Below are 21644 nucleotides of genomic sequence, written 5' to 3' on the forward strand. Positions count from 1 at the left end.
AACCGTTTTAGAGACCTTTTAGGTTTAAACCTTAAAACGCTTTTCCTGCCTAAATCTTATCTCAGCTGTTGGCCAATGGTGAAGTGGAACTGCCCCGATGCCTTGTCTTTAATACCCGGAATTTTGTCGAAACCGTAGCCGTAGTCAATTCCAATCAACCCAAAGGCTGGCATGAAAATACGCGCTCCGAAACCAACTGACCGCTTCAGGTCGAACGGATTATATTGCTTGTAGCTGCCCCAGTTGTTCCCCGCTTCAACGAAGCCCAGCACAAAGATGGTAGCCGATGGATTCAATGAAACCGGATAGCGCAGTTCAGCCACAAACTTATTGTAGACCACCCCTCCCTGACTACGGGAATTGGCATCGGTAGCGCGGTCATAATCGGCCGTATACACGCTGCGATCATCATAACCCCGTAAACCGATAATGTCCTGTGCCAGCGCAAATTGCCCCTGACCAGCCAACCCTGAGCCGCCCAGCACAAACCGCTCGAATGGCCCGATGGTTGTACGCTTGTTGTAGTTACCCAGAAAACCCATGTGGGCGCGGGTGTTCAACACCAACTTACCAAAAACCGTCTGGAACCAACTGGCATCGAACATCCATTTGTGGTACTCCACAAACTTGAATTTATCCTCCGGCTTCTCGGATACGGTTGTTTTGCGGAAGGCCGAATAGGGTGGGGTAAACGAACCACTCAGCGAGAACGACGAACCATTACGTGGAAACTGAGGGTTATCAATGCTATTACGGGCCAGCGTGGTGTTGAAGGTGATGTTGTTCGATATGCCATCTTTATAACCGATATAGAACAAATCGAGGTTGTTCAAATCATAACGCTGGTACGATAACGAATTAGTCAGCGAGAAATAATCGTCGGGTACTTTCAACTGCCGCCCCAGACCAATCGTAATGGCAGTGTTGGTGTACGAGCCACTTGGTTTTCGTCCTTTCAGCGAGCGGTAAAGACTATAGGGGTCTAACGGGTCGTAGAACGATTTATAGACCGTATGGCTGGCACTTACCGACAGTGCATTGGGTTTGCGGCCTCCCAGCCAGGGTTCGGTGAACGACAGCGAATATACCTGATACTGACTGCCGTTTGCCTGAAAACGCAACTGCACCCGTTGGCCGTCGCCAGCCGGTAGGGGCCGCCAGGCGTTGAAGTTCGGGATGTTGCGGGCCGAGAAGTTATTGAACGTTAGGCCGAGCGTTCCCACGAAGCCCACGTAGCCGCCCCAGCCGCCTGATAACTCGATCTGGTCAGAGGGTTTTTCTTCAACCGTGTATTCAATATCAACGGTTCCATCGTTCTGTGGCACGGGGTTAATCCCAATTTTTTCGGGGTCGAAATAACCGAGCGTAGACAGTTCGCGCTGGGTACGAATCAGGTTCGTTTTTGAGAACTTCTGGCCGGGCAACGTCCGAATGGTACGCATCACCACGTGGTCGCTGGTTTTGGTGTTGCCGTTCAGAATAACCCGGTTGATGGTGGCTTGCTTGCCTTCAAAAATACGGATTTCGAGGTCGATGGAATCGCCATCGATGGCTTTTTCGATGGGTTGTGCGTTATAATACAGGTAGCCGAGGTCCATGTACTGCGAACTTAAATCCTGGCCTGGATTGCCGTTCATTCGCTTCTCCAAATCGTCGGGATTATACACATCGCCTTTGGTTACGCCCAGCACCGAACGGAGTTGGTCGGCAGTGTACAGATAATTGCCCGAAAAGTCGATCTTGCGGTAGTAATACTGACGACCTTCGTTCAGCTTCATGTTGATGCTAATGATGTTGCCGCCGTTATTAATGATCGTGTCGTGTTCGATGGTGGCGTCGCGGTAGCCGAGTTTGTTGTAATAGTCGAGCAGTTTCTGCTTGTCTTCCTCGTATTTTTTAGGAACGAATTTCGAGGGTGTGAACAACCGGCCAAAGCGTTTCTCTTTAGTGCCTTTCATCTTCATCCGCACGGCCGATTCATCGACTTCGGTAAGGCCTTCAAAGTTAATTTTAGCAATTTTAACTTTCTGGCCTTTGTCGACCAGCACACGCATGGTGGCGTTGTTGCGGGCGCTATCGGGGATGGTTGTGATTTTGACTTTCGTGTTCAGGTAGCCTTTGTCCACGAAAAACTTCCGCACGGCCATCTGGGTATTCTTGGTGATCGTATTCGTCACGATTTTACCCAGATTGAGCTTTATCTTATCTTTCAGTTGATCCTGTTCGCCTTTTTTGACGCCCAGAAAATTAACCCGATACAGCCGGGGCCGCTCCTGTACCCGAAACATCAGGGCTACTTTATTATCGGTGGCGCTGGTGGAAAACAACTCGACATTATCCAACAGACCGGATTCCATTAACTTCCGCACCGACGACCCGATGGCCTCGCCCGGAATGCGAATTTTATCACCCACTTTCAGGCCTGCCAGGGAAACTAATGAATTAGGGTCTAAGTAACGGGTGCCCGTCACGGTTAGCCCGGAAATTTCATATTCTTTGGGGCTGGCGTAGTTGAGCAGGTCATTCGTTTCGGTGGGGGTAGTGCTGGGTACGCCAACGCCTACACGTACCTGCGCCAGAACGGAAGCAGGCAACAGACTGACGAGCAGATAAACGGCTCCCACGATGACTTTTATACGGTGTTCCAAAATGTTGGTAGATCTTATGTTGTTGATCGTCAGGATTCGATTCAGATCGATAAGGTTGTAAGTCAGATCCGTTAAATTTAGGCGGCACGTCCCTTACTTTTCCAGTCGCTCCTGGTTATTTAACTAATTGTTCGCTGGTTTTGCCGAATCGGCGTTCGCGTTGCTGGTAACTCAAAATAGCTTCGTATAAATGTTCCCTGCGGAAATCAGGCCAGAGTGTATCGGGCATATAGAGCTCAGAATAAGCCAGTTGCCAAAGCATGAAATTACTGATACGCATCTCACCACTGGTTCTAATCATCAGTTCGGGATCGGGTATGCCGCCGGTGGTGAGGTACTGCCCAAATACGGTTTCACTAATTTGATCCGGGGTTAGCTTCCCATCGCGCACGTCTGTGGCCAATTGCCGAACGGCCTCCAGAATTTCCCATCGTCCACTGTAGCTCAGGGCCAGCACTAAGGTCAGACCTGTGTTGCCGCTGGTTTCGCGCATAGCCTCAGCCAGTTCGTTCCGGCAGTCGGCGGGCAAACTTTCGGTGTGGCCAATCGTTGTCAGCCGCACGTTGTTGTCCATCAGCGTTTTAATTTCACCCCGAATCGTATGCACCAGCAACGTCATCAGGGCATCTACTTCATATTTGGGGCGATTCCAGTTCTCCGTCGAAAAGGCGTAGAGTGTCAGGTACTTCACCCCTAATTCAGCGCATCCTTCCGTCACCTCGCGCACTGCCTTAATGGCATTTCGGTGACCAAACACCCGGGCGGCTCCCTGCTTTTTAGCCCAGCGGCCGTTTCCGTCCATGATAACGGCTATGTGCTGAGGCAGATTGCTCGGGTCTATGTGTTCCTTCATCCCAATCGGGGTGTTTTAACAAGATTTAACAAGACCGCGAAGATACGAAAATTTACTCAGTAACTGACCGATATGCGAATACGAAGGATGAGACAAATTCTTTTACCCGGACAAGATTACCGGACTACCAGGCTATAATCCGGTCGAAGAAGCGTAACTCAGCCTACACCTGTAAACCCGTATACTGCCTAACTGGTTTGCGCTCCGTATCTTTACGCCAAGAAAACATAAACTGGCTGAGTACGTTTTCTGGTGTAAACCTGTCATCTTATTGGTTACGTACTATGCGTACATCTTTTGCGTCGGTTCTGAGCCGGATTTTTGTGGTTGTTCTGCTGCTGGGGTCACTTAGCTGTCAGAAAAGCGATGATGCCATAGCAACTCCCCAAACCATTTCTGACCGGATTCTGGAGGACAGTCGGTTCAGTTTGCTGGCAGCCGCCGTTGCCTATGCAGAAATTGGTGACGCACTGAAGAGTGCCCACCTGACCTTATTTGCGCCAACCAACGAAGCCTTTCAGGCAGCGGGCCTAACGACTGATGCAGCCATAAAAGCTTTACCAAAAGAGCAACTCCGGGCTATGTTGATGTACCATGTCTTGTATGGATCTGTTCAATCAACAACCATTCCGGCCGGGCTAAATTCGGTCGAGACGGCCAGCCGGGGGGTGGCCTTTTTAACGAAAGCAAATACGGGCGCTATGTTCATTAACAATGCCCAGTTGACCCAGGTGGATATTGGCGTTGCCAACGGGTATGTGCATAGCATCGACCGGCTGCTGACGCCCGCAACCGGCAGTTTTCTGACGACCATACAGACTAATCCAAATCTGACGTTTCTGCTGGCGGCCATTAATCGGGCCGGCACTGTTGATAAACTGCTGCTGCCAACCCTGCAGAACACAGCGTCAACGAATCTGATAACCTTGTTTGCCCCGACCAATGCTGCGTTTCAGTCGGCGGGCTATAAAGACCTGGCAGCGATCAATGCGGCCAATTCACAAACGCTGGCCAACCTGCTGGCCTATCACATTGTGCCGGGGATAACATTCTCGAATCAATTTCAGGCTGGTAGCCTCAATACGCAGTTGAGTGGGAGTCGATTAGTCGTTACGGTTACGGCAAATCAGGCAATGGTGAAAGGCGCTAAAAACGCAGCGGGAACGGCAATCAAACCAACTGATTTGCCGGCGAATAGTGGCGTCATTCACGTGATCGATCAGGTGCTGCAACCCTAACCGGGTAAAAAATTTCAGCGGATAACCAACCATTTGCCACAAATGTGGGTCAGCAAGCGTAGTAGTATTTAGGATTTCATTACTTTAATTTTCATGGGTAAATTTCACTATTTCATTTTAGGGGCACTGATTATCAGCGGCCTGACGTCATGCAAGACCGATATCGTTGATCCCGGCAACAATGCCACGCAGGCCAATCAGGACGATATCAGAAGCTATGCTGCCAGCAAGGGGCTATCGGGTACGGCAACATCGACGGGTCTTTATTACGTGCCGACTAAACCAGGGTTGGCAACCGCAGCAACACCGGCCTATGGTCAGGAACTCGAATTCAGCTACAAACTATACGTGCTCCTCGGACCCAGCAATAGTAGCAATACGACAGTTACCGACAAACTGGTCGATACAACCTATGCCACGAAGTCAACGTTTTATCCATTTTTCCCGGGTTCGCTGAAACCGGGTTTGGAGGAGGGTATATTACGGATGCGCGAGGGCGAACAGGCTACGTTGCTGATGCCGTCTAACCTGGCTTTTGGCGACCAGGCAACGACGGATAATGTGATCCCGGCCAATTCACCCGTTCGATTCGATGTAGCCCTGAAACGGGCGCGCACCGAAGACCAGCAAATTAATGAGTATCTGACGGCCAATAAGCTAACACCCACCGAGCTAACAACCAGTGGACTACGGTTCATCAAAACAGTTAACAATACCCTGGGGGCATCACCAACGGCTACCCAAACACTGATTGTAAAATATAATGGGCGGTTACTACGGTCGGCATCTGCTTTCGACAGCACGGGCACGGGCACTTATCCTACTACGATAGGAAAGTCTATTCCCGGCTTTGATGAGGGCCTGGCTAAACTAAAAGTTGGCGAGAAGGCAACGCTTATTATTCCCTCTAAAATTGGGTATGGTGTTGCGGGTAGCGCCCGAAACGGTGTATATGTTATTCCACCCTACTCACCCATGCGATTCGATATAGAATTGGTTTCTGTACAATAGAACCAACCAGATAACGAACGAGCAAAAAAAGACCTGCGGTTGCAACCGCAGGTCTTTTTTTTGCTCGTTCGTTGCGAAGGATACTATGGGCAATTGAGAACGATCGTCTCAGAATAAAATAGCATTAAATTAAGGAGATTTATTATTTATTATTCGGAAAAGGCCAATTTTGATAGAATATTATATGGTGTAGTTACATGCAGGTCAACTATTCGTCTAAGTTGAATCCTGTTAAAATTACACCTATGAACAATTGTAAATCTACCCGTTTTATGCTGAGCACCGGCTTCTGGCTGCTCACAATTACTACAGTACTGGCTCAGGGCATCCGGGGCCGCGTAACAGATGCCGCAACAGGCACAATCCTGCCTGGTGTATCCATTCGAGTTGCTGCCACCAATAAAGGCAGTAGCACGGATGCCAATGGCGATTACAGCCTTTACCTGGATGCTGGTACGTATAAAGTGGCGGTCAGCTTCGTGGGCTACCAAACGCAAACGGTCGATGTCACCGTTAAGGCCACTGAAACCCTGAATATTGCACTTTCAGAATCGACGGCTGCCTTAGACGAAGTGGTTGTGACGGGTTCGAGAGGGGGTGGCCGGGTTAAAACCGAAAGTCCCGTTCCAGTCGATGTTATTGGCATTCAGCAATTAACAACCCAGGCTCCGCAAAACAACCTGAACCAGATTCTGAACGTAGTAGCGCCCTCGTTTACGTCAAACACCTCAACCGTAGCCGATGGTACGGACCACATCGACCCGGCCCAGCTAAGAGGATTAGGCCCAGACCAGGTGCTGGTATTGCTGAATGGCAAACGACGCCATACGTCCTCCTTAGTAAACGTGAACGGTACACCGGGCCGTGGCTCGGTCGGCACCGACTTAAATGCGATTCCGGCATATGCCATTGATAAAATAGAAGTGTTGCGCGATGGGGCGGCTGCTCAGTATGGATCTGATGCCATTGCCGGGATCATCAACGTAAAAATGAAAGAGGCTACCAGTAAGTTAGCCCTATCGCTCTATGGCGGTGGTAATTTTTCGCAAGGGGCCAATAACTTTAAAGGGGGCGTCGATGGCGGTAATTTTCAGATTGATGCTAACTATGGCGTTCGTATTGCTAAAGCGGGGTTCATCAACCTTACCGCTTCAGCGCAGATGCGAAATGCAACAAGCCGTGCGCTGCCAACAACAGGCGATATTTTCAACCGCTACAATGCCATTGAATACAGCACCCAAAAGGTGGGAGGTAATCTAAATACGCTTCCTGCCGACATAGCCGCCATCAAGAAAGGCGCATTGGGTGTTAGTTATTTCGATGCGCCTACCCAGGCAAGTATTGCAGGAGCAAGCACCCTTACAGAATTACGGACAATTCTGGGGGCTGATGCCACCGAAAACGAATTAACGACCCGTGGCTTAACCCGGAGCGATTTCAACATGCGCGTGGGGCAATCGAATCTACAAAGCATTCAGTTCTTCGCCAATTCGGCTATTCCCATTAACCAGAACCACGAGTTCTATGCGTTTGGGGGGTATGGCCGACGGACCGGTGATGCGGCTGGCTTCTATCGGCGACCCAATCAGGCACGTGCCTATACGCCTATATTTGTTAATGGTTTCCTGCCCGAAATTCATTCTGAAATTCTGGACGCGTCGATAGCCGCTGGTTTTCGTGGGAAATTAGGGGCCTTTACGTATGACCTGAGCAATACCTTTGGCTCGAACACCTTTAATTATGGTGTAGAAAATACCGTAAATGCCACCCTGCTAGGCAAGTCGCCAACGGTGTTCGATGCGGGTGGGCTAAACTTCAAACAAAACACCATCAACCTCGACCTGAGCCGCAAATTTGACGTGCTGTCGGGCCTGAACCTGGCGTTTGGCGCTGAAACCCGTTTTGAATCATTCAAAATCAACGCGGGAGACGAGAATTCCTGGGCACGCTATGATGTAAATGGAAGTGTGATTACGACATCGACCCAAACGCCACCGGCTGATTTCTTTGGTGCGGGCCGTCCGGGTGGTTCGCAGGTGTTTCCTGGCTTCAGACCGGAAAATGATCGGGCCACGAACGATGCTAACCGCCAAAGTGTGGCCTTATATGTTGATACTGAATTAGATGTAACTGACAAATGGCTGTTGAATGGGGCGGTTCGTTTCGAGAATTATTCGGATTTCGGCAGCACCACCAACGTCAAAATAGCTACCCGCTATAAATTGACCAATAACATCAACATTCGCGGGGCTGCCTCAACCGGTTTCCGGGCACCGTCGTTGCACCAAATCTATTTCAATTCTACCGCTACACAATTCGTTGGCGGTGTGCCATTTGAAGTAGGAACGTTCAGCAATGCGTCTCAGGCCGCTAAGTTACTGGGCATTCCGCAACTGAAGCAGGAAGAATCGAAGAGCTTTAGCGCCGGCTTCACGGCCAAACTCCCGGCTGCCAATTTAACCATTACGGTGGATGGTTATTTCGTTGCCATTAACGACCGGGTTGTGTTGACCGACCAGTTTTCAAGGCCGGCTGGTACCGTAACCGGCTCGGCCCTTACGCTGCAACAATTGTTCGACCAGGCCAACGCTACGGCAGCTACGTTCTTTGCCAATGCTATTGACACAGAATCAAAAGGGATCGACTTAGTGATTTCGCACAAAGCGACGTTTGGACAGGGCGTTTCGTTGAAGAGTGATTTAGCCGGTACGGTTTCGCAAACGAAACAGGTTGGCGCCATCAAAGCTTCCCAGATTTTGGCGGAGAATGGCCAGATTAACCGGTACTATTCCGAAATGTCGCGGGTGTATTTGCAGGAAGCGGTGCCCAGAGTTAAATTCAACCTGAGCAATACGCTAACCGCCGGTAAGTTTGATTTCTTCCTGAGAAACATCTATTTCGGTAAGGTCACTGACCCCAACACGGTTGATGTCAATGGCGATGGCCTGATTGGTGCCATTGTTGTGAACGGACAGGCACTTGAAAACGAGCATCCAGTCTGGGGGGCTAAAGTAATTACTGATTTCTCGGTTGGCTACCAAATCAGTCCCATCCTGAAACTTGTTGTTGGGGCAAACAATCTCTTCGATATTTACCCTGACAAAAACTACGGCCCTGTATCGGCAAAAAGACCAACCAATATCGTGAGTGGATCCCTTACTACTGCAAGTGGTTTAGATTCAAATGGTAAAGTAGCTTATAAAGCAACACCAGAATCTGTTGACCTCTCAAATGCCAACCAATTCGTTTATTCAAGGAATACATCGCAATTCGGGCAGAATGGCCGGTTCCTGTTCGCCCGCTTGAATTTCACGTTTTAATTATGCAACCCAACCCTAAACGGTCTGCAAAAGACCGCTAAATCGGTTACACAAAACGAGTCGCCCCATGGGGCGACTCGTTTTGTGTAACCGATTTAGCGGACCCAGGTAATTACTTCGGCGCCATCCGGATCGCGCCATCCAGCCGAATCACTTCACCATTCAGCATGGGGTTCTCGATAATGCTTTTGACCAGCATCGCATACTCGGCTGGCCGACCCAGCCGCGACGGAAACGGCACCTGCTGACCCAGCGACAGCCGGGCCTCTTCGGGTAAACCAGCGAGCAGGGGCGTCTCGAACAGACCCGGCGCAATGGTCATAACGCGGATGCCTGAGCGGGCGAGGTCGCGGGCGATGGGTAGCGTCATGCCCACAATGCCGCCTTTCGAGGCCGAATAAGCCGCTTGTCCCATCTGCCCGTCATAAGCCGCAACAGACGCTGTATTAATGATTACTCCCCGTTCACCGTCGCTACGGTTCGGCTCGTTCTGTTCCATGGCCAAAGCCGCCAGTCGAATGACGTTGAACGTACCGATAAGGTTAACTGAAATGACTTTCTGAAAGGCTGACAGCGAATGGGCGCCATACATGCCGTCGACTTTGCCAAGTGTTTTGCGGGCTTCGGCCATGCCCGCACAGTTGACGTTGATGTGCAACCCACCAAAGGTTTCAATGGCCAGATTAATGGCCGCCTGCACGTCGCCTTCGTCGGTAACGTTGGTTCTGTGAAAGCGTACAGTACCGCCTAACTCGTTGGCCAGGGCGTTGCCGCGATCGTCGTTCAGGTCCAGAATAACAACATTAACTCCGTTTGCGGCCAGCAGGCGCGTTGTAGCCTCACCTAAGCCGGATGCTCCTCCGGTAACGATTGCCGTTGCGTTTGTTAGGTTCATGTGTCAGGATTCACGTTCCAGAGTACTAAAATCTGAAACTGTTTCTTACAAAATGGCCATCAACTCCTTCCAGTGGCGGATGTCATACGCAGGTTTATCATCGACAACAAGGCCCTGTGGATTATAAAAAACAGCCGTTAGGCCCGCTCCTTTCGCGCCCAGAATATCGGCTTCATAATTATCCCCAATCATCAGGCTTTCTGCCAGGGCAGCCCCACTGATTTCGAGCGCATATTGGAATACCCGCGGGTCCGGCTTTTTGGCATTGGCATTCTCGCTGGTAATAATATTCGTGAAATAATGCCCAATACCGGCACTCTCCATCTTCAGGCCCTGAATGTCGGCAAAACCATTTGTGATGATGTGCATGGTATAGCGGCCCTGCAGGTAATCCAGAATCTCCCGTGCCGACTCCAGGAGATGGGCTTTGCGGGGTAGTAAATTCAGGTACTCAACGTTGAGATCAGCCTGAACTACCGATTCATCGACACCCAGTGCCCGAAACACCATCGGAAACCGGTGTTGCCGGATATAGCTGTGTTCGATGAGATTCTTATCGTAGTCGGACCACAATTTTCGGTTTATGGCGATGAAGTGATCACTAAATTCGGCCGCTGATGCAATGCCCACGTCGGCCAGCCGAAACGTATCGAACAACTCAGCAATGCACTCCGCCGAGTTTCGGTCAAAATCCCAGAGTGTGTGGTCGAGATCGAAGAAAAGATGCCTGTACATATAGCGTAGTGGTCAGTCGTCAGTCAATAGTGGTTAGTCAACAGCCATCAATACTGTTGACTAACCACTATTGACTTAAAACTCCAGCTTAAGTCGTTCAACGGGCTGATTGTTCACCAGGTGGCTGTCCACAATTTCATTAACGTCGGCTAACTGCACATTGCCGTAGTAGGTGCCTTCGGGATAAACGACCAGCGTAGGGCCAAAGGCGCAGGCATCCAGGCAACCCGTGCGCTGCGCCCGCATTTCTTTTAGCAAACCGCGTTCGGCAAGGGCCGCTTTGAAGGCATCGACCAACTCGGTACCGTGTGCTTCGCCACACGATTTTTTGGGGGCTGCTTTCTGATTGGTACAAATAAAAACGTGCTTTTTGTATTTCATGAGGTCAAATTAATTCGCTCTCAAAGATAAGCACGAACCCGCTGAGAGTAGCACGACTCGGCCAACTCCTTGCTAAAGTCACATAATTACCTACCGAATAAAAAATTAACTAAACTAAATAAGTAACATTAAGTTCTTAGTGCGTAGCTGTCTGCTTCGTAAATAGCTCTGGCTTTGCCGCCTGAACTTATTTAATTGCTTCCTCCCTTATCATGAGTCCTTATACTCCTACACGTTATGACTCAGAACTACTGAGCGGGCTTAAAGCAGATAACCACGTCGCCTTTGCCGCCCTTTACGATCAGTATGCGGCTGTTTTACTGGGATATATCACCAAAATTGTTTCGGATAAAACACAGGCCGTCGTTTTGTTGGAAACGACGTTCCGGAAAGTACGTTCACAGATAGACCAATACCAGCCCGATAAACAACCCCTGTTTACGTGGCTGCTGACTATTGCCCGCTGCATAGCAATTGACTCGCTGGAGAAGGGCGGGCCACTTTCGGCTCCCGTGTTTCAGTTTACCACAACTGGAAAAGTTGTCAGTTCGACTTTGCAAACGTATAGGGCGACTCCACCACCAACTACGAGTACAGACGTAACGGATAAGGCCCGGCTGAAGGAACTGCTCGATGCTGTACTTTTTAACAACTGCACTCCCGAAGAGGCAGCGACTTCAATCGGCCTGCCAGTCGAAACAGCCCGGCAACAGTTGCGGACGGCAATGCAGCAGTTACGGCAGCAGGCTACATAAGCAAACCCCCTAAGCCCCTGCAGGCTACGCCCAACTGGGGCCGTCGGTAGGAGCTTAGGGATTTGCTCAGGCGAATTATGACTTTTTACTGGTTGTTTTTGCCGATGCCAGCGTTTTCTTTTTCGGAGTAGCAGTTGTTTTTGCTGCCGGATCCTTCTGCGTCATCGTGACGGGATCCCAATGAATTACCCGCTGCTCGAAATAACTTTGGTTAGAGGCCAGTACCGGAGCGGCCGCCCGGAAGCCGAACACGGGGTCCTCAACAGTTCCCTGACTCCCCGCGCGGATGTTCTCGAAAAAATTGCCGAAGTGTTTGGCGTGAGCATCGTCGTCTTTAGGTCCCTCAAACTTCACTTCTTTCACCGGCTCAGCCTTGCGGGTATCGGGCGGGTATTTGGCATCATACTGCTTCACGAATTCCTGTTGCACCGGCTCCGTAAACGTAAAGAAACTGTCGTAGTTGCCGTAGCCCGGCGCCAAGGGTAGTTTCTTTTTGGTCATAATAAGATTTTCTTCCGAAAACTCGATCTGCCCTTCATTACCAATAATGCGCGTAACGTTGCTGATTTTGCCGGCGTTGGCAAAATTCACCCGCAACACCATCTGAAAGGCTTCGTGCTGGTCGGTTTTGGGGTAATCCATCAGGCTCGTCATCACGTCGGGCACGTCGCGGCCTTCTTTCCAGTAGGCGAGGTTGCCCGACGAGAAAATCCGGGTTGGCCCCAGCGAATTCGTCACGAAATGGACGCCCGTAATGAGGTGAATAAACAAGTCGCCCGCTACGCCCGTGCCGTAGTCGCGGTAGTTGCGCCAGCGAAAAAACCGGTTGGCATCGAATGGGCGCTTGGGGGCATCGCCCAGAAACCGATCCCAGTCCAGGGTTTGGGGCGAAGCATCGGGCGGAATCGAATAATTCCAGGCCCCAATGGCGTTAAAGCGGTCGTTGTTCGACTCGATGTAGTTAATGGCTCCAATTTCGCCTGCCTGTACGAGCCGTTTGGCTTCCTGAAACGACGCGCTGCTGATACGCTGACTGCCCACCTGCATGGTTTTGCCCGATTTTTTCCACGCATCAATCACCGCTTTGCCCTCGTTGAGATGCTGCACCATCGGTTTCTCGCAATATACATGCTTGCCCGCTTTGAGGGCCGCAATGGTAACGTGGTCGTGCCAGTGGTCGGGGGTAACGACCAGAACGGCATCAACATCGGGCCGGGTCAGGATCTCACGGAAGTCGCGGGTGGCAAAGAGGTCCTTGTCTTTACCAAAAACCGTTTTGGCCGTCTCCAGTCGTCCGGTATACAGGTCTGCTACTGCCACCAATTCGACATCGGGATTACGCAGGGCTGCTTTTGTGTCGAAGTTGCCCTGAATGCCCATGCCAATGGTAGCAAAGCGAATCTTATCGTTCGGAGCAACCTTTTTAAAATTTGGAATGTAGGCCGGAAATCCGAAGGGTTTAGCCATGCCTTCGGTAGCCGCCAGGGCCGAAGCCACCGACAGGCTTTTTATGAACGTGCGTCTGTTAGCTTGCATAGAGTTCCAAAATAGTTTGGAAACAAAAGTAAGCTTGCAGAGGATTTTACCCGGTTCGCGTTAACACCTCGCTTCGGAGTCGTTCGGCTAATTGACTAACGCAGATTTGAGTTACGAAACGTATTCGGGTAGTTCTCCCACCGATCAAAACGAAGTAACCCAATACGTCAATTTTCAGCAGGTGAACTTACTGCTCCTCATACCAGCGTATTTAAAACTGCCGGGCAACTAAAGTGGGTACGTTGTAGCCCGGCAGCGACTATTGAGATCAAAGGCCCGCTAAAAAATGGGACTGTTAGTTGCTCACTACACCACGCTTATTTCCTGTCGAACTGGGCTGCTACCCATTGGCGATCGGTTGGGATTTGATGGGTGGCATTCCAGACAAACATAGCGCGTTCCAGGGCTATGTTCAATTGCTGTTTGGTTTGTCGGCGCGTTAGTTTTAAGGCGCGGTTCACGGTTTCTTCATAAATTAATTTTTTCTCATTCGTATAAAACCGGACGGTACACTGACGGCTTTTGGGGGATGATTCAACGACCCAGAATCCCTCGCTCGGGGTCAGCCTGTCCCGTTCCGTTTGGGCGTATGCCGTCAATGAAGAAGCCGCCAATAGAATGCAGATAAGCGCGAAGCGGAGTTGTGAAATTGTGCTCATTGTCTGTGCGTGTTTTTGGTTGATTACGGTGTCAAAAGTAGTCGCCCTACCAACAGGCCGCTGGCAAAATCGCCCGGCAGCAAGGGTATGCCATCATACGACAGCCTACTGGCTATCAGTGTGGTATGTGCATGAATACCGCTGTTCAGCGACGCAACTATGCCGTTTGTCGACAATTCTGGTGACTCGTGTGTGAAGCCGTTGCGTTTGTCTATCTTCGACTAAAAATCGGCTGATGTATGCAACTGTTGACCAAAGAGTTTGTCTTCTCCAATCAACCCCGTCATCGACTGGCCCGGCATGGCTTATTCTGGCTGACCTGGACTGTATTTTTCGCCGTCACCTACAGTTTTCTACCGGCGGGCTATCTGCTGCGGCAGGGCGTAAGCTGGCCCATCGCCTTTCTGAAGGGCATTGGAATAGCTACTGTTGATGCGTTTCTGTTCATGCCGGCCCACATGGTGTTCACCTATAGCATTATCTACTGGCTGATGCCTCGTTTCGTGTTCAGGGGCCGCTATGGCTGGGCACTGATGGCTCTTGTCCTTATCATTGTTGCTACAGCGGCCTTATCGGCAACGCTCTCTATAGCCCTCGTCGACCCGATACGGTTTCGTATTGGTGCGCCAATGGTAAGAAACTCGTTTGTGGCTGCCATGATGGCGGGTATGCGCGGGGGTACCACCATTGGCGGTTTTGCGGCTGCCATTCGATTGGTAAAAGTCTGGTATCTGAAACAGGAAGCTTATCAGCAGGTTGAGCGGGAGAAATTGCAGGCTGAACTGCAACTGCTTAAGTCGCAGATACATCCGCACTTTCTGTTCAATACGCTCAATAACCTCTATGGCCTCACGCTTCAAAAATCCGACCGTTCGCCAGCCGTGGTCTTGAAGCTGTCGGAGTTGCTGAGTTATATGCTGTATGACTGCAACGCATCGACGGTGCTGCTACAGAAAGAAATTGCCTTTATGCGGAATTACATCGGGCTGGAACAACTTCGCTACGGCGACCGACTCGATATGTCCATTACCATCTCCGGCGACTATGAAAATAAGTTAATTGCCCCGTTGCTGCTGGTGCCGTTTCTGGAGAACGCTTTTAAGCACGGCACCAGCGAGCAATTAGAACAGGCCTGGATGCACATTGACCTGTCCGTTCAGGATAACGTTTTGAAATTCAAAGTAATCAATAGCCGCGAAACCGCCAGCCATGACGATGCTTATGTGGGCGGTATCGGGTTGCAGAATGTGCAAAAGCGACTGCAGTTGCTTTATGCCGACAGCCATGAGTTACGGATCGTAGCCGAAGACGAGACGTTTATGATTTCGCTCGTGCTGGAAGTAGCGCCAATGCCCGTCACGGCCCCGCAGCCAATGAGCCAGATAGTGGAAATTAGTTAACGTATACTATTGACTATGAGTATATTATGTCAAGTTGAGTAGCTACCTGACTACAGCCTAACAACCAATAACAACTAACCAGTAACTGGTTTTGTACATATATGCCGATACGTTGTCTGCTTGTTGACGATGAGCCGCCCGCGCTGGAGATTATCGACTCGTATGTTGAGATGGTCGATGATCTGGAAGTGGTTGGTAAATGCCATAATGCCATTCAGGCGTTCAGTGTCTTACAATCCACCCCGGTCGATCTGCTGTTTTTAGATATCAAAATGCCGAAACTACTCGGCACCGACTTTGTGCGTAGCCTGCGCCAGCCGCCCAAAGTTATTTTCACAACTGCTTACCGCGATTATGCGCTGGACGGCTACGAACTCGACGTGGTCGATTATCTGCTTAAACCAATTCCGTTCGAGCGGTTTCTGCGGGCTGTTTCCAAAGTGATGCGGGTGGAGCCAATTCAGGTTAAATCTGGTCAGGCAGAGACGCTGTCTGTCCTTCCCACCGACCGGCAATCGACTACGTCAGCCGAAAATGCGTTTTTGTATTTTCGGGCCGACCGCAAGATGGTCAAAGTGTTTATCCGCGATATTCTGTACGTGGAAAGCCTGAAGGATTATATCAAAATCATCACCACATCTGCGCGTCCATTGGTTGTTAAGCAAAGCATCAGTTCACTGGAAGAAATGCTGCCCCAAGCTGGTTTTTTACGCATCCACCGTTCGTTTATCGTAGCCGTTGATAAAATAACGGCCTATACACCCAATCAGGTCGAAATTGCCGGACAGGAGCTGCCCATTGGTCGGTTATACCACAAAGACGTGGGCGGGGTCCTGAAAATGGGCGTAGAGTAGTTGAAAAGTAATCAACACTTATTAGATTGACCTTTCGCCCTGAAGTGGGCTACTTTCCAATTGACCGCCCTTTCCTGTCGCCATTTTCTGCATGTGTCCGACCTGGCAGCCGGTAGTTTAGTATCGCCGTTATTCGTCAGGCCGAAAAACAGCAGATTCTGTCAGCGTGCGAACGTTATCACTTTTTTATTGATTTCATGCAGCCTTTCGCTCAAAATGGGATCTTTTAACCCTAAAAACTATTCATTAAACAAAACCACGTATGTCGATCAAAACGGTATTTCTGTCAGTCGCATTGAGCGTTCTTCCATTCCTTTCGGCCAGCGCGCAAACGACAACTACAGCAAACGATTCCTTAAAAACAGTAGCCGGGAAGTGGGCGGGCACATTCGAAGGCGCGTCTTCAGGGAAATTTGAACTGGTGCTCAACCAGGACAGCCACCAAAAACTAACGGGTCAGGTCATTATGCTCCCCGACGATGGCAACCGGTATCCTATCAGCTTAAAAACGGTTGTTTGGCAGAAAGGTCAACTGAGCGCGACTTATACCGACCCATCAGATGGCGATGAAGTAAGTTTCACGGGTAACTACACCAGCCCCATGCTGAAAGGCACCTGGAAAGCCGATGGCGGTCAATCGACCGGAACCTGGCAAGTTACCCCGTCGAAGTAACCGTCAGTACTCATTTTTTCAGCACAAAAATGAATTCGCCCCCTTCGTCGCCGGTGTTTTGAATTGTGCCGAACTGAGGTAGCTGACCCACAACGCTGTTGTTGATAACCGCATCTTTAAAGGAGTAAAATAGCTGACCCACCGGCAGATAAGGGCTATTGTTTTGCTCTAACCGCTTAAGCAGATACTCCATAAACACGCTCTGATCGGGCACTTCTTTCAGGTTACCACTGGTGAGCGCCTTACGGCTGTTGTATTTGTAGAGTTGTTCCTCAAAACCAGTAGTAACGGTACCCGTACCGGCATCGCGGGTACGGAAGATACCCCCGCTAAAGCAGGCATCTGTAATCAGCAGCGTGTGTTTAGTGGGAATACCGCTGATAAAGTCCCGAATGTCGGCATTGGAAACCCAGGTGCCCCGGTTGTTCCGCTGCGCGTCGCTCAACAGCCAGTACCCCTGCTTTAACTTCTCATCATACAGACCGTGTCCGGCATAAAAGATGAGCAGGTTATCGGTTTCACCCAATGTTGTCAGGAACTTTTCAAAGGTAGCGGTCAGGGTTTCCCGGCTGGGGTCTTTGAGCAAAATGACATTGGCCGGGGAGAAATTATACCGGCGCGTCAACAGGTCACTGAGTTTTTGAGCATCGCTCAGGGGTTGGCGTAAGCTGCTGATTTTCTGATCGGTATAGTGCTGGGCAGCCACAATGAGTGCGTGGTATTTGCCGATACGGATGGTTGCTGCGGCAGCCGAACCCGATGCGGGCGCGGTGAGCCGAACGCCCCGCTTCTCGTCCGTTGTCGGCAGCAATGACGTTGTTCCCTGAGGTAACGGGGCTGGCTGCGTTCGGGATGCTACTGGCTGTTTGGGGAAAGAGTGCCGCCGGATTTGATCGAAAAAATCGTCGCGTGCCCGTTCATAAGCCCGGTTCGTAAAAAAGATAGTGACAGCCAGTGGTCCCAACTCCTCGGCTGGTCTGTCGCTGCAATTTGGGATAATGGTTGTTTCGGCAATCGATGCCTGCGTCTGATTGTCGAAGGCCGATAGTTTAAGTTTGTATTGCCGCACGGAAGAAGACAGGCCCGGGCACGCCATTACCGAACTGCTAAACTCGATTCGTAAGGAAGCATCATCACGTCCCATGATAAAATTACGCTTCCCTAAATAGTTGACCGATTCGGTCATTGCGGCTGTCAGGTCGACTTCGCCGGTCAACGGACTTGCTTTTGGTCTTAACACCACCGTTACGGGCGTATCGGTGCCAGCCATTAACGGATTATAGAACAAAACCGGCAGCAGAATCAGCTGATAAACGAAACTGCTTGCTGAACGGTGTTTTATACGCCATATCTGGGAGACATAGCGTATAAAACACCGTTCAGCAAGCAGTTTCAGAGAAACGAAGCGCATGGTCAGTTTATGGTTTTTATGACTAACCGGGCCTTTTGAGCAATCAACTCCTGAAGCTTTTTGCCGTTGTCAGTCACACTGCAAATAGCCGTACCCCCGTCTTCGACTGTCGTTATTTTAGCGCGGGCCACCTCTTCCCGCACCCACCGCTTTGTGCCGTCTGTCCGGGTCACTTCGCGGGGACAGATAATACTGATTTTGGTATTGGTGCCAAAAAAATCAGCAATGCCACCCCCGCTGCCGGTCTGTTTGGCCGTAAGTCCTTCGCCCTCAACCCGGAAACTAACAATGCCTTTCTTGTCATTCTGTTCGGTTACTTCCAGAAAATCCATGATGGCCGGAAACCTCTTTCGGGCAAAAGTCCTCACCTCTGCTTCAAGATCGTTCAGGGACGAGCGCAGGAGCGTTTCGTTGGCCGACCGGGAATTATCCGCTATCATTGAATTACCCTTCAGGGTGGCAAAATCGCTGACGCCGGTTTCAATATCCGTTAGCTTCAATTGAGCTTCAATGTTGCAGGTGTGCTGGTTGACTTGTCCGATTCGCTGGTTGTCGAAATTTACCGATGTCAAATTGCCTTCCAGAACGTATTGAGCGCCCGTTTGCTGTCCTGCCCGAACAATCACGGTATTGTCTCTAAACGAAGCTGTTGCCGACAACTGCAACTCCTTCATCGTTCTATCGAACGTGGTGCGATCAACAAGGCGAACGCGCTTGGACGACGATAAGCCCGCATTGACCGCGCTCGTAATGCGGGGGGCATAGGTGGCCGCACCATTGAATTGAAATACGCTGATAACGGGCAGAGACGACGATGTGGTTTGCGCGAAGAGGGTTGCCGCTGGCAGCATTCCGATCAGTAGTATAGGCAAACGGTTCATAGAGAGAGGTATGGTACGAGGCTATTCCGATGTTCGATGCGTTAACTCACTAAATATAACTATTTTATTGATTCTGAGGACTCAGTAGATGCTAATTGATACTGCAGAATTCACAGAATCCAACTTGGGCGGGCTACACCATTGCCTTTCGCATCAGGTCGAGGCTCTGGCGAACGCCTGACTCAGCCGCTTCTTTGCCCTCAAACTCGATGGAAACGTAGCCTTTGTAATTTACTTTCTTCAGGATATCGAAAATGCGTTTGTAGTCGAGGTCGAGCGAGTACCATTCGCCCCCGCCATAGTAGGTCTTCGCCTGCACAAACGACGCGTAGGGGGCCACCTGCTCCAGTTTGGTATATGGATTTTCCAGAAAATTGCCTGTGTCCATCAGCACGCCCAGCCAGGGCGAATCAATGGCTTTGCGAATATGCAGCAGCCCTTCCGGCGTTGACGACAGGCCCCAGTGGTTTTCCAGAGCCAGCATAACCCCGCACTCAGCCGCTTTGGGCAGGCATTTTTCGATGCTGTCGATGACCCATTTAAAGCCCTCATCTTCGGTATGGCCGGGCAGAATCGGCTCAACACCCCGCTTCGCCATTAACTCATCGAACGACTTGATGGTGTTCCAGCGGCCGGTGTTCAGGCGCATACACGGGATGCCGAGTTTGTAGGCCAGTTCGATGCCGTTGAGGGTGTGTTCAATATTTTTCTGCCGTTCGGCGGCATCAGGAAACACGAATCCCTGGTGAATGGACAAACAAATCAGGTCGATACCGCTCAGAAAAGCGTGGCGTTTCAGCTTTTGCAGGTAGGCGTTGTCTTCGCCTTCCATTTGCCGGTGCAGAATATCGACTCCCTCGAAACCCAGCCGGGCGGCTTCGTCGATGACCGTTTCGATGGGCACTTTGGCGGTCTTGAAATGCCAGTACGAGTAGGACGAAAGCCCTAATTTAATTCGCCCGCCGGAAGGGGCTGCTGCCGCAGATACGGCGTTGGGGCCACGATGATCAAAAGCAGGCGCAGCGGCTGCAACGACGCTATTGGTTAGAAATGAACGACGGGAGATGGCCATACCGACTCCTACTGTTTAGGTGAGACTGGCCGGAAGTACGCAAAAAAGCCGGGGTTTCGCAAGAGAAAAGCAATTCTGTGGATTCTAACTGATTCTCCGTGAATCTATAGCATCCATGAGAGACTATAGAAACAAAGGAATCAATTAGAATCCACAGCATCTAATCCTGCTGTGTTATTAATTCGTTGCGGTAAATTTTACGATGATACCCGGCCCGTAATACAGTACATAATAGGTATCAGGATTAACCGTGCTCAACAGAATATCGACCGGCGTAATGGCCGGAGCAAACAGCGTTGTCGCTGGGTTGTCGCCAGTCGCTATCCGGCCGGGTGGAGTGAATCCGAATTCGGTAACAAAAGGTTTGCCGCCGGGCGTCAGGACAATGTCGGTCAGGCCTGAAAACCCGTCTTTATAGACAGTAGGCGTGATTGGGGCCGTGCCTGTGCCGCTCACCTGATAAATCTTCGCAATGCCCGGGGGGAACGGAAAGCCATGTAAGGTGCTCACCAGAAAGTTTGTGCCGTCGAAAACAATGCCAGTCGGTACGGGGTCGATGGTGGGCGGTCCTACGCGCGGCATGGTCGGATTTGGCGCATCCGGGAAGATGGCATAGATGCTCAGATTGCCGTTGTTTTTGTCCCGACGGACAATGGCATTGCCGCCCGCATCCGTAATAAACAGATCGCCATTCGGCCCAAAGGTAAGATTGTAGGGATTCGAATCTTTCGGATCAGGTGCATTAGGGTAGGCGTTTTTAACAAACGTACCAATGTCGAAACTGGTTAGCGAACCGGCCGCAATGGGTGCACTTACTCCCGGAACAAAGCTGGAGACATCGGCAACGTAGAGAAAATCGGTGATGGCGTGTAAAATATACAGTTTGCCATCCTTATAGGCTAAATGGTTAAGCCCTTCGGGTGAATTCTCCGGACTTAGCGCAGAAATGAAGCCGGTGATTACGGGAAATCGTGCCCCCGATGGCGTAATCACCGAAACCTGACCGTCGTTAGCCGTTCCACTACCGGCTTCGGTGACCCACAGATTTCCTTTTGGGTCGTCGGCTAAGCCAATCGGAGAGCGAAGCCCGGCGGCAACCGGTGGCCCCTGAGCGGCTGTTAACGTCATCGGATTGGGAAAGCGGTGGTCCAGCACCGTACAACCGGTGAGGCCGAAGAGGAAACTGCTAACGACCACTAAGGTCAGCAGGGAATGAATTGACGAGCGGTTAATGGTCATAATCAGAACTGGTTAGGAAGGTTTGACATAGAGAGTTAGCGGAAAGCCCGGCTGATTGGCGAGGGTAAATTTGTACTGTAAGG

The 21644-nt window shown here is 50.6% G+C and carries 18 protein-coding genes; 7 read left to right on the top strand and 11 right to left on the bottom strand.

Annotated features, from left to right (window positions below; translation table 11 throughout):
* Positions 1-56: 56 nt before the first annotated feature.
* Both bamA and ACYVI1_RS06245 read right to left on the bottom strand, forming a co-directional pair.
* A complete protein-coding gene (gene bamA / locus ACYVI1_RS06240; RefSeq protein WP_460907883.1) occupies positions 57-2648 on the bottom strand; it encodes an outer membrane protein assembly factor BamA in 2592 nt (863 codons plus the stop codon).
* Positions 2649-2763: 115 nt separating this feature from the next.
* On the bottom strand, positions 2764-3501 hold the full coding sequence (locus ACYVI1_RS06245) for an isoprenyl transferase (RefSeq protein ID WP_460907885.1): 738 nt from the start codon (positions 3499-3501) through the stop codon (positions 2764-2766).
* Between the two features lie 284 nt (positions 3502-3785).
* On the opposite strand from ACYVI1_RS06245, the gene ACYVI1_RS06250 reads away from it, so the two are divergent.
* From ACYVI1_RS06250 to ACYVI1_RS06260, 3 genes are all read left to right on the top strand, one after another.
* Complete coding sequence (locus tag ACYVI1_RS06250) at positions 3786-4739, top strand: fasciclin domain-containing protein (protein ID WP_460907887.1); 954 nt, start codon at positions 3786-3788, stop codon at positions 4737-4739.
* A 93-nt stretch (positions 4740-4832) separates the two neighbouring features.
* A complete protein-coding gene (locus ACYVI1_RS06255) occupies positions 4833-5750 on the top strand; it encodes an FKBP-type peptidyl-prolyl cis-trans isomerase (protein WP_460907889.1) in 918 nt (305 codons plus the stop codon).
* A gap of 272 nt (positions 5751-6022) precedes the next feature.
* Positions 6023-9070, top strand: coding sequence for a TonB-dependent receptor (locus ACYVI1_RS06260; RefSeq protein WP_460907891.1), 3048 nt, complete (start codon positions 6023-6025; stop codon positions 9068-9070).
* 112 nt (positions 9071-9182) lie between these two features.
* Here ACYVI1_RS06260 and ACYVI1_RS06265 read toward each other — a convergent pair whose 3' ends face one another.
* The 3 genes from ACYVI1_RS06265 to ACYVI1_RS06275 form a co-directional block, all read right to left on the bottom strand.
* Entirely contained in the window at positions 9183-9965 is a 783-nt protein-coding gene (locus ACYVI1_RS06265; protein ID WP_460907893.1) for a 3-hydroxyacyl-CoA dehydrogenase, read from the bottom strand.
* Positions 9966-10010: 45 nt separating this feature from the next.
* A complete protein-coding gene (locus ACYVI1_RS06270) occupies positions 10011-10700 on the bottom strand; it encodes a YjjG family noncanonical pyrimidine nucleotidase (RefSeq protein WP_460907895.1) in 690 nt (229 codons plus the stop codon).
* A gap of 75 nt (positions 10701-10775) precedes the next feature.
* On the bottom strand, positions 10776-11081 hold the full coding sequence (locus ACYVI1_RS06275; protein ID WP_460907897.1) for a (2Fe-2S) ferredoxin domain-containing protein: 306 nt from the start codon (positions 11079-11081) through the stop codon (positions 10776-10778).
* Between the two features lie 212 nt (positions 11082-11293).
* Between ACYVI1_RS06275 and ACYVI1_RS06280 the strand changes: the two genes are divergently transcribed.
* Positions 11294-11836 (top strand): RNA polymerase sigma factor, encoded by a 543-nt coding sequence (locus ACYVI1_RS06280; protein WP_460907899.1) that lies wholly within the window; start codon positions 11294-11296, stop codon positions 11834-11836.
* Positions 11837-11911: 75 nt separating this feature from the next.
* Here the strand turns inward: ACYVI1_RS06280 and ACYVI1_RS06285 are convergent, their stop codons facing one another.
* The gene (locus ACYVI1_RS06285) at positions 11912-13372 is read right to left on the bottom strand and encodes a Gfo/Idh/MocA family protein (protein WP_460907901.1); all 1461 of its coding nucleotides are present in this window, start codon (positions 13370-13372) and stop codon (positions 11912-11914) included.
* Positions 13373-13689: 317 nt separating this feature from the next.
* A complete protein-coding gene (locus ACYVI1_RS06290; RefSeq protein ID WP_460907903.1) occupies positions 13690-14031 on the bottom strand; it encodes a hypothetical protein in 342 nt (113 codons plus the stop codon).
* Between the two features lie 239 nt (positions 14032-14270).
* Here ACYVI1_RS06290 and ACYVI1_RS06295 point away from each other — a divergent pair, with 239 nt between their 5' ends.
* From ACYVI1_RS06295 to ACYVI1_RS06305, 3 genes are all read left to right on the top strand, one after another.
* Positions 14271-15431: a sensor histidine kinase gene (locus tag ACYVI1_RS06295; RefSeq protein WP_460907905.1), complete on the top strand. Its 1161-nt coding sequence runs from the start codon at positions 14271-14273 to the stop codon at positions 15429-15431.
* Positions 15432-15532: 101 nt separating this feature from the next.
* The gene (locus tag ACYVI1_RS06300; RefSeq protein ID WP_460907907.1) at positions 15533-16285 is read left to right on the top strand and encodes a LytR/AlgR family response regulator transcription factor; all 753 of its coding nucleotides are present in this window, start codon (positions 15533-15535) and stop codon (positions 16283-16285) included.
* A gap of 262 nt (positions 16286-16547) precedes the next feature.
* Positions 16548-16958, top strand: coding sequence for a hypothetical protein (locus ACYVI1_RS06305; protein ID WP_460907909.1), 411 nt, complete (start codon positions 16548-16550; stop codon positions 16956-16958).
* 10 nt (positions 16959-16968) lie between these two features.
* Here the strand turns inward: ACYVI1_RS06305 and ACYVI1_RS06310 are convergent, their stop codons facing one another.
* From ACYVI1_RS06310 to ACYVI1_RS06325, 4 genes are all read right to left on the bottom strand, one after another.
* Positions 16969-18369, bottom strand: a complete 1401-nt coding sequence (locus tag ACYVI1_RS06310) for a caspase family protein (protein ID WP_460907911.1) — start codon at positions 18367-18369, stop codon at positions 16969-16971.
* A 2-nt stretch (positions 18370-18371) separates the two neighbouring features.
* Entirely contained in the window at positions 18372-19250 is an 879-nt protein-coding gene (locus ACYVI1_RS06315) for a hypothetical protein (protein ID WP_460907913.1), read from the bottom strand.
* 133 nt (positions 19251-19383) lie between these two features.
* Positions 19384-20322, bottom strand: a complete 939-nt coding sequence (locus ACYVI1_RS06320) for a sugar phosphate isomerase/epimerase family protein (protein WP_460907915.1) — start codon at positions 20320-20322, stop codon at positions 19384-19386.
* 177 nt (positions 20323-20499) lie between these two features.
* Positions 20500-21561, bottom strand: a complete 1062-nt coding sequence (locus ACYVI1_RS06325; protein ID WP_460907917.1) for a ScyD/ScyE family protein — start codon at positions 21559-21561, stop codon at positions 20500-20502.
* Between the last annotated feature and the right edge of the window lie 83 nt (positions 21562-21644).

Source organism: Spirosoma areae (assembly GCF_054781775.1).